Source organism: Accumulibacter sp. (assembly GCF_032229525.1).
In the GTDB taxonomy this organism is placed as follows: Bacteria; Pseudomonadota; Gammaproteobacteria; order Burkholderiales; family Rhodocyclaceae; genus Accumulibacter.
Window position 1 is genome coordinate 1 of sequence record NZ_JAVTWB010000154.1, and the last position, 7,700, is coordinate 7,700.

Here is a 7,700-nt window from a genome sequence, read left to right on the forward strand (position 1 = left end):
GTGCCGGGGGGTGGTCTCTGATCGCCTTCTCCCAATCTCAAGTAGAATGTGCCGCCAGACACTCCGAACGAGCTCAAGAGCACAGCGCATGGAATTAGCGGGAAAACGCATCGTCCTTGGCGTCACGGGCGGCATTGCGGCGTACAAGGCGGCCGAACTGGTTCGCCTGCTGGTCAAGGCGGGCGCGACGGTGCAGGTGGCGATGACCGAGGCAGCGACACGCTTTGTCACACCGGTCACTTTCCAGGCGCTTTCCGGCAAGCCGGTGTTCTCCGACCAGTGGGATCCGCGGGTTGCCAACAACATGGCGCACATCGATTTGTCGCGTCAGGCCGATGTGTTGCTGATTGCCCCTGCCTCGGCTGATTTTCTCGCCAAGCTGGCTAACGGGCTGGCCGACGATCTGTTGACCACCATGGTTCTGGCTCGCGACTGCCCGCTGCTGGTGGCCCCGGCCATGAATCGCCAGATGTGGGACAACCCGGCGACCCGCCGCAACATTGCGGCCCTGCGTGAAGACGGCGTGTTCATCGTCGGTCCGGCCTCTGGCGATCAGGCCTGCGGCGAGACCGGGCCGGGTCGGATGCTCGAAGCCGAAGAAGTTCTGGCCGAACTGATCGCGCATTTTCAGCCCAAGCTGCTGGCTGGCAAACGCGTCCTGCTGACCGCCGGCCCGACCTTCGAGGCCATCGATCCGGTGCGCGGCATCACCAATTTGTCGACCGGGAAAATGGGCTATGCGATCAGCCGCGCGGCATGCGAAGCCGGTGCACAGGTGACGCTGATCTCCGGTCCGGTCTGCCTGCCGTGTCCGGCAGGCGTGACCCGAATCGCGGTGACCAGTGCCCTGCAGATGCACGAGGCGGTGTTCCGTCACGTCGCCGAGAACGATGTTTTCGTCGCCGTCGCGGCCGTCGCCGATTACCGGCCGGCCGGGTTTGTGGAGCAGAAGATAAAGAAAGGCCAGCGCTCTTCACCACCGACCATCGAACTGGTCGAGAACCCGGACATCCTTGCCGAAGTTGCAGCGCTGCCGGTGCCGCCCCTGTGCGTCGGTTTTGCCGCGGAAAGCGAGAACCTCGCCGAATACGCGGAGAGCAAGCGGCGCAGCAAGAAGGTCCCGCTGGTCGTCGGCAATCTCATCCAGGATGGCTTCGGTGGTGAGGAGAACACACTTATTCTTTTCGACGACGACGGCCAGCACCCGCTAGCGCCCGCGCCCAAGTTGCAGCTGGCGCGTCAGCTGGTGGCACGGATCGCGGTCCTGCTCGGCAAGCGCTGATGGCAAACCTGGCGCTTCCGGTTGACGTCAAGCTGCTCGATCCGCGCTTGCGCGAGAACCCCCCGCACTATGCCAGCGCCGGCTCGGCCGGACTGGACCTGCGGGCGTGTATCGCTGCTCCGGTAGAAATCCGGCCGGGGGAAACGGTATTGATTCCGACCGGGGTGGCGATTCATCTCGCCGATCCGGGATTGGCGGCGATGATCCTGCCGCGCTCGGGTCTTGGCCACAAACACGGCATCGTTCTGGGCAATCTGGTTGGCCTGATCGACTCCGACTACCAGGGCGAGATCATGGTGTCGACCTGGAACCGTGGCCAGGAACCGTTTACGCTGCGACCGCTCGACCGCCTGGCACAACTGGTGGTGGTGCCGGTCTTGCAGGTAGCCTTCAACGTGGTCGACGATTTCGCTGCCAGCGCGCGCGGCGACGGTGGTTTCGGTAGTACCGGCCGCTCCTGAGTCAGGCCGCCTCTAGCGCCGTCTTTCCGTGCTGACCACCAGGTGTGCGGCGACGACCATCAGTAGCAGGAAACACAAGACCGACCAGTTGGCCATCGACAGCTCGAGAAATAGCCAATCCTTGCTCGAGCAGAAGCCGGTGGCGAGGAACAGCTCGGGCCAGCGTACGCCAAACCAGTTGACCACTTGCTCGATCAATGTCGGCTCGCCGGAACCGCAGGCCAGGCTGGCATCGGGGAAAAACTGCAGCCAGCTCTGGTACGCCGCGGTTCCCAGGCCACCCGTTGCCGTCAAGCCGACGAGTAGTCCCCAAAGACGAGACCAGCCGGGTAGCAGGACGCCGCCTAGCGCAAAAATGGCGATCAGGAGATAGAGCAGCCGCTGAAAAATGCACAAGGGGCAGGGCTGCAGCCGCATCACTTCGCCGATCATGATGCCGGTCGCCGTCAAGCCCAGGGTGGCCAGCGCCAGCAGGCCAAAGCGGGCTCGCAGCGAAACGCGCATCAGCGTAATCGATCAGCTGGGTACGTAGCTGCGCAAGCGCATCGACAGTTCCTGCAACTGGCGGACACCGGAGTTTTCAGCCCGCTCGCACCAGTCCTGCAGGTTCTTGAGAAGATGCTCGCGCGACGCATTCGAGCGCTCCCAGACCGCCACCAGCTCCTGGCGCATGGCGTACAGGGTGTGCAGCGCGCGGCTCTCGCCACGCAGCAATTCGAGCCGCCCGCGCAGCTCATGCGGAACGTCGCCGGTATCCTCGGCCAGCCAGGGCTTCAGGCCCTTGAAGCGCTGGCGATCCTGCCGTTTGCCCACTTCCTCGCGATAGACCTGCTTCAGCGACTGGGTGTAGCGCGACAGCACATCGTAACGGTTGGCAATTACCGCCTGCAAGGTGTCGAAGTCCACCTCTGGCCGCAGCGTGCCCAAACGCGGTACCGGCGCCACCTTCTTGACGTGCGCGAGGCCCAGCGCAGCCAGGCTCCGGATATAGAGCCAGCCGATGTCGAACTCGTACCAGCGGTTGGACAACTTGGCCGAGGTTGGAAAAGCGTGATGATTATTGTGAAGTTCCTCACCGCCGATCAGAATGCCCAGAGGAGAGAGGTTGGTGCTGGCATCCTGTGTGCTGAAATTGCGGTAGCCCCAGAAATGGCCCAGACCGTTGATCACGCCGGCGGCCCAGAACGGAATCCAGGCCACCTGTACGGCCCAGATCAGCAAACCGGCAAGCACGCCGAAGAAGGTGATGTCAATGGCCAGCAGGATCACCACGCCGAGTTTGTGCCAGGGCGTGTAGAGGTGATTCTCGATCCAGTCGTTCGGGGTGCCATGGCCGTAGCGCTGCAGGGTTTCGGTGTTCCTGGCTTCCTTCACGTAGAGAAACACCCCGGTCCAGAGGACACGATGGATGCCGTAAACCTGGGGACTGTGTGGGTCGTCAGGCGTTTCGCACTTGCCGTGGTGCTTGCGATGGATGGCGGCCCATTCTTTGGTCACCATGCCGGTGGTCAACCACAGCCAGCAGCGAAAGAAATGGGCGACCAGCGGATGCAGGTCCAGCGCTCGATGCGCCTGATGCCGGTGCAGAAAGATGGTTACCGAGGCGATCGTCACGTGGGTCAAAGCCAACGTTGCCAGCACGTAGGCCCACCAAGGCCAATCGACTAATCCAGCGTACATGAATCACCCTCAAAAGATCGAACCTTGAATTCTAAGGCAATTCCAGCCATGCACCAAACGCCGTTGCGCAGGGTGTAGGGCATCGTTCCACTGCCCATCGCCGATCAGGATTCGACCCTGACCCGCGTCACTTCTGCCCGTTCGGCGGATGGTGTTCTCGCTGGCCTGTCTCAGACGCCGTCAGACGCGGACAATGCGCACGCTGTCGGTGCTGCCGGCACGTGGTCCGGTCGATGCGAAGACCACTGCCACCAGGTCGCCGTCGCGCACCATTCCGGCGGCGCGTGCAGCGGCGATGGCCAGCCGCAGCTGCTCTCCCTCAATGTTCTCGGGGACCAGCAGCGGTTGTACGCCCCATACCAGGCAGAGGCCACCGAGGACCGGAGGGGCCGTGGAGATACCGGCGATCGGCACGCGGGGTCGAAAAGCGGCAATGCGATGTGCGGTCAGCCCGCTGCGCGTCGGGCAGAGAATCGCCGCGACACCGAGATCTTCTGCCGCCTGGACCGCAGCGTGGGCTACCGCCCAGGCTACCCGATCGGCATCGGCGCCAGCGATCGACGCCGGATCGACGCGCTCGTGCGGCCAGCCTTCGGCCGACTCCGCGACTTCGCTCATCATCCGCACGGTCTGGCACGGGAACAGCCCGACCGCGGTCTCTTCCGAAAGCATCAAAGCGTCAGTGCCGTCGAGTACGGCGTTGGCGACGTCGTTGACCTCGGCGCGCGTCGGCAACGGCGAGCGCGTCATCGACTCGAGCATCTGGGTGGCGGTGATCACCGGCTTTCCAGCCATGTTGCAGGCGCGGATGATCTCCTTCTGCAGCAGGGGTACGCGCCGCGCCGGCATCTGGATACCGAGATCGCCGCGTGCGACCATCACCGCGTCGGCGGCGTTGATGATGCCCGCAAGGTTATCGACCGCCGCCGCCGTTTCGATCTTGGGTACCAGCGCTGGCCGCATGCCGCGCTTCGGGAGCATCGCACGCACTCGCTCGACGTCGTCGGCGTGGCGTACGAACGACAGGCCGAGAAAGTCGACTTTCGCCGCAATCGCCATTTCGAGCGCCAGGGCATCGCGGGCGGTGAAGGGCTCGACATGGGCTTCGGCGCGCGGCAGGTGCATCCCCTTGCGTGAGCGCAGCGTGCCACCACGAACCACTTCTGTCCGCACGTCGCTGCCAACCGGTTCCAGCACGCGCAGGACGATCGCGCCGTCGGCAAGGTAGACTTCGTCGCCTCGGCGTGCCCACTGGGCAAGGTCGGGCAAGGTCGTGGCGACGTGATGCGCATCGCCGATGCCACCGTCGGTGCCGATCAGGACGAACTCCTGGCCAGACTCGAGTTCGACTTCGTCACCCGCCACGAGACCTGTACGGATCTTCGGGCCGGGCATGTCGACCAGGACCCCGACGCTGCGGCCAAGGTCATTCGCAACCTCGCGAACCAGGCGCGCGTTGTTGCTGTGCGTTAGCATGTCCGAGTGGGCAGCGTTGAGTCGCACGACATCGACGCCGGCTTCCAGCAGTTGCCGCAGGGTCTTCGGTGCGGCTGTGGCGGGGCCGATCGTGGCCACGATTTTCGTTCGGCGCATCAGGTACTCCTCAATCGCTTCGACAGCCTGTCTTGGTTCCCGAGCGGGGCGGGAAGTTCAGCGGGCCGGCCGGCAGTATAGGGAGCGGTGGCAACCGTCGTCAATCAAGGACCATCTGCCGAGCGTCCCGGAGGAATTTCCGGATTTTCAGGCAAGCTGACTGCCAGAAGCGGTGAGGCCGGTCGTTGGCGGGCTTTCTGCTTGTTTTATCGGATGTTTGGCGGCGGACGAGCGAGCCCCATCGCGTTGTGGGGCTGCAAACTTGCAGTGCTGACTAGGTGCTCGAGTTGGTCCGGCACTTGATCGGCGAGTCGATTGCCGCGCGCGATGCGCATCGCCGTGGGCTCTTTTCACGCTAGTCGGGGCCACGGGCGCCTGGTGCGAGACCAGGAGCTTGCTTAATGCATATTTCTGCTTCTCGTCAGCGTCAACCTCGACGCGCCTGGCAGCAGCCGGCCATCTTCCCCTCGGATTTCCTGTCTGGCGCGCCCGGGGCCTCGAACGTCTCCGGGAAACGGTGCATTTTCATCTCGCTGGTCGGACGCAAGTTGTCTTCGCCGGCACCAACAGGTACGGCTCAGCTTTCGCTGACGGACTGCCACAGTGCAAGCCATTGCGGAAATCCACAATGGCCGTTGCGAACAGGACTTGTCAGAATCTGTTTGGAATCGAAACAGGACTTGTCAGAATCTGCTTGAAAGCGAAACAGGACTTGTTAGAATCCGCTTGGAACCGAAAGCCGAGGTTGATCAGAGTGACGTCGGGTGACCGACAACTTGTCCTCGTGTTCCATGCGCTTGCGAGTTGGGCGCAGACCGACCCCGGTTTTCAGTGCCCACTCGATAGATCGTATGACGCCATACGTGCGAGAGGGGGGGCAGCACAGCCTCCTGCGAGCATGCAAGGCGGGAAAAACGACATTGAGTGAGGATGCAAAGCGCGAAGTTGCTCGCGCTTACGACGGCAAGATGTTTGTCCTTTGCGCCACAAGGTACCAACCTTGTCTTATAAACAAGACGATAAATTCATATGTAGTAGTAATTCTGGATAGGAGACTCCATGAAGCACATGAAAAAGATCAGCGTTGCCCTGACCGCCCTGGCCCTGGCCTTTGCCGCCACTTCCGCCTCGGCGAAATGCGAGAAGGGCGAAGTTATCGCCAAGCTCAGCCACGTGACCGGCGGCTCGACGCATCCCAAGGTGGTGGCGTCGAATCACCTGGCAGAACGTGTCAACAAGGAAATGAAAGGCAAGCTGTGCATCGAGGTCTACCCAAACAGCACACTCTTCGGTGACAGCAAGGAGCTTGAAGCGTTGCTGGTCGGCGACGTGCAGCTGCTGGCGCCCTCGCTGTCCAAGTTTGGCTCCTACACGCCCAAACTGGGTGTCTTCGATCTGCCCTTCATCTTTGTCGATATTGACCAGGCGATCCGCTTTACCAACTCGCCCGAGGGCAAGAAGCTACTGAAGTCGATGGAAGGCGTCGGCTTCGTCGGCCTGGGTTACTGGATGTCCGGCATGAAGTACTTCTCGGCCAACAAGCCCCTGATCCTGCCCACCGACGCCAAAGGGATGAAGTTCCGGGTGCAGACCTCCGACGTGGCCAAGGCGATGATCGAAGCCATGGGTGCCTCGCCGCAGCCGATGGCCTTTGCCGAAGTCTACGGCGCGCTGCAGACCGGGGTTGTCGATGGTCAGGAGAACACCTGGTCGAATATCTATACCCAGAAGTTCTTCGAGGTCCAGAACAGCACGACGGAGACCAACCATCAATTGCTGGCGTACATGTTGTTGACTTCGGCCGAGTGGCTCAACAGCCTCAAGCCTGCTGTTCGCGATCAGTTCCTGAAGATCGTCGACGAAGTTTCCAACGAAACCAACCTGGCAGTCAAAGCGGACGAAGCGAAGAACCGCGATAACATCATCAAGGCGGGCGGCAAGGTCAACAAGCTGACGCCCGAGCAACGCAAGAAGTGGGTGGAAGCCATGACTCCGGTTTGGAAGAAGTTCGAGAAAGAGATCGGCGCAGACACCATCAAGGCTGCGGCTGGTTCATAACCGAGCAGGTAGAAAAGGGCCAGGTTTCTTCTGGCCCTTTTCCTTGGACCCGCAAGAAAAAACGTCATCAATCGGATCGCCTGAATTCCCAGAGGTTTTTCTCTGCGCTGCAGTCGGTCGCGAGATCGCTTCGTTCGGCGCGATGACATTCGTTCAAGAACATGACTAAAGGTGTTTGCCATGGGAGCTTACTGGTTTCACGTTTACCTCGTACTCTTCTTAGTAGTTCTCTGGGCGCTCGAAAAGAAATTCCCGAAGGCGATGGCGCACGCCGAGGAGTCGCTTCTCGTTCTGGTGATCACCTCGATCATGGCAGTGTCCTTTTTCCAGGTGATCGCCCGCTACGGATTCAATACCGGCTGGTCCGCAGCTCTGGAATTCAACACCACCATGTTCTCCTGGCTGATCCTGCTGGGGATGGGTTATGGCCTGAGAACCAGCCTGCACCTGGGTGTTGACATCATCATCAAGGCCGTTCCCGCGCCGATGACCAAAGCGCTGTCGTTGTTCGGCGCAGCCTGCTGCATGCTCTACGGCTTGGTGCTCCTGGATTCTTCCTGGTTGGCCTTGCTCGGTGTCGATACCAAGGGTGGCGCCATCGACTACTGGCTGAAAATGTACAAGAT

General features: G+C 61.6%; 7 protein-coding genes. 4 read left to right on the top strand and 3 right to left on the bottom strand.

The features are described 5' to 3' along the window. Positions 1-88 precede the first annotated feature (88 nt). The gene (gene coaBC, locus RUW20_RS11755; RefSeq protein ID WP_313952411.1) at positions 89-1,282 is read left to right on the top strand and encodes a bifunctional phosphopantothenoylcysteine decarboxylase/phosphopantothenate--cysteine ligase CoaBC; all 1,194 of its coding nucleotides are present in this window, start codon (positions 89-91) and stop codon (positions 1,280-1,282) included. Then, positions 1,282-1,743, top strand: coding sequence for a dUTP diphosphatase (gene dut / locus RUW20_RS11760; RefSeq protein WP_313952412.1), 462 nt, complete (start codon positions 1,282-1,284; stop codon positions 1,741-1,743). The genes coaBC and dut overlap by 1 nt, the downstream gene beginning before the upstream one ends. A gap of 12 nt (positions 1,744-1,755) precedes the next feature. Here dut and RUW20_RS11765 read toward each other — a convergent pair whose 3' ends face one another. The 3 genes from RUW20_RS11765 to pyk all read right to left on the bottom strand — a co-directional run bounded on the left by RUW20_RS11765 (position 1,756) and on the right by pyk (position 5,016). After that, entirely contained in the window at positions 1,756-2,247 is a 492-nt protein-coding gene (locus RUW20_RS11765; RefSeq protein WP_313952413.1) for a disulfide bond formation protein B, read from the bottom strand. Positions 2,248-2,259: 12 nt separating this feature from the next. After that, complete coding sequence (locus tag RUW20_RS11770) at positions 2,260-3,423, bottom strand: acyl-CoA desaturase (RefSeq protein WP_313952414.1); 1,164 nt, start codon at positions 3,421-3,423, stop codon at positions 2,260-2,262. Between the two features lie 180 nt (positions 3,424-3,603). After that, complete coding sequence (gene pyk / locus RUW20_RS11775; RefSeq protein ID WP_313952415.1) at positions 3,604-5,016, bottom strand: pyruvate kinase; 1,413 nt, start codon at positions 5,014-5,016, stop codon at positions 3,604-3,606. Positions 5,017-6,084: 1,068 nt separating this feature from the next. On the opposite strand from pyk, the gene RUW20_RS11780 reads away from it, so the two are divergent. Both RUW20_RS11780 and RUW20_RS11785 read left to right on the top strand, forming a co-directional pair. Continuing rightward, positions 6,085-7,074, top strand: a complete 990-nt coding sequence (locus RUW20_RS11780) for a DctP family TRAP transporter solute-binding subunit (protein ID WP_313952417.1) — start codon at positions 6,085-6,087, stop codon at positions 7,072-7,074. Between the two features lie 180 nt (positions 7,075-7,254). Beyond that, positions 7,255-7,700, top strand: a 446-nt coding sequence (locus tag RUW20_RS11785) for a TRAP transporter small permease subunit (RefSeq protein ID WP_313952416.1), incomplete at its 3' end; no start/stop codon positions are given.

Excerpts from the sequence above, each read along its gene's own strand:
- pyk (WP_313952415.1), bottom strand. The coding sequence starts at position 5,016 with ATGCGCCGAACGAAAATCGTGGCCACGATCGGCCCCGCCACAGCCGCA.
- RUW20_RS11770 (WP_313952414.1), bottom strand. The coding sequence starts at position 3,423 with ATGTACGCTGGATTAGTCGATTGGCCTTGGTGGGCCTACGTGCTGGCA.
- RUW20_RS11765 (WP_313952413.1), bottom strand. The coding sequence starts at position 2,247 with ATGCGCGTTTCGCTGCGAGCCCGCTTTGGCCTGCTGGCGCTGGCCACC.
- dut (WP_313952412.1), top strand. The coding sequence starts at position 1,282 with ATGGCAAACCTGGCGCTTCCGGTTGACGTCAAGCTGCTCGATCCGCGC.
- RUW20_RS11780 (WP_313952417.1), top strand. The coding sequence starts at position 6,085 with ATGAAAAAGATCAGCGTTGCCCTGACCGCCCTGGCCCTGGCCTTTGCC.
- coaBC (WP_313952411.1), top strand. The coding sequence starts at position 89 with ATGGAATTAGCGGGAAAACGCATCGTCCTTGGCGTCACGGGCGGCATT.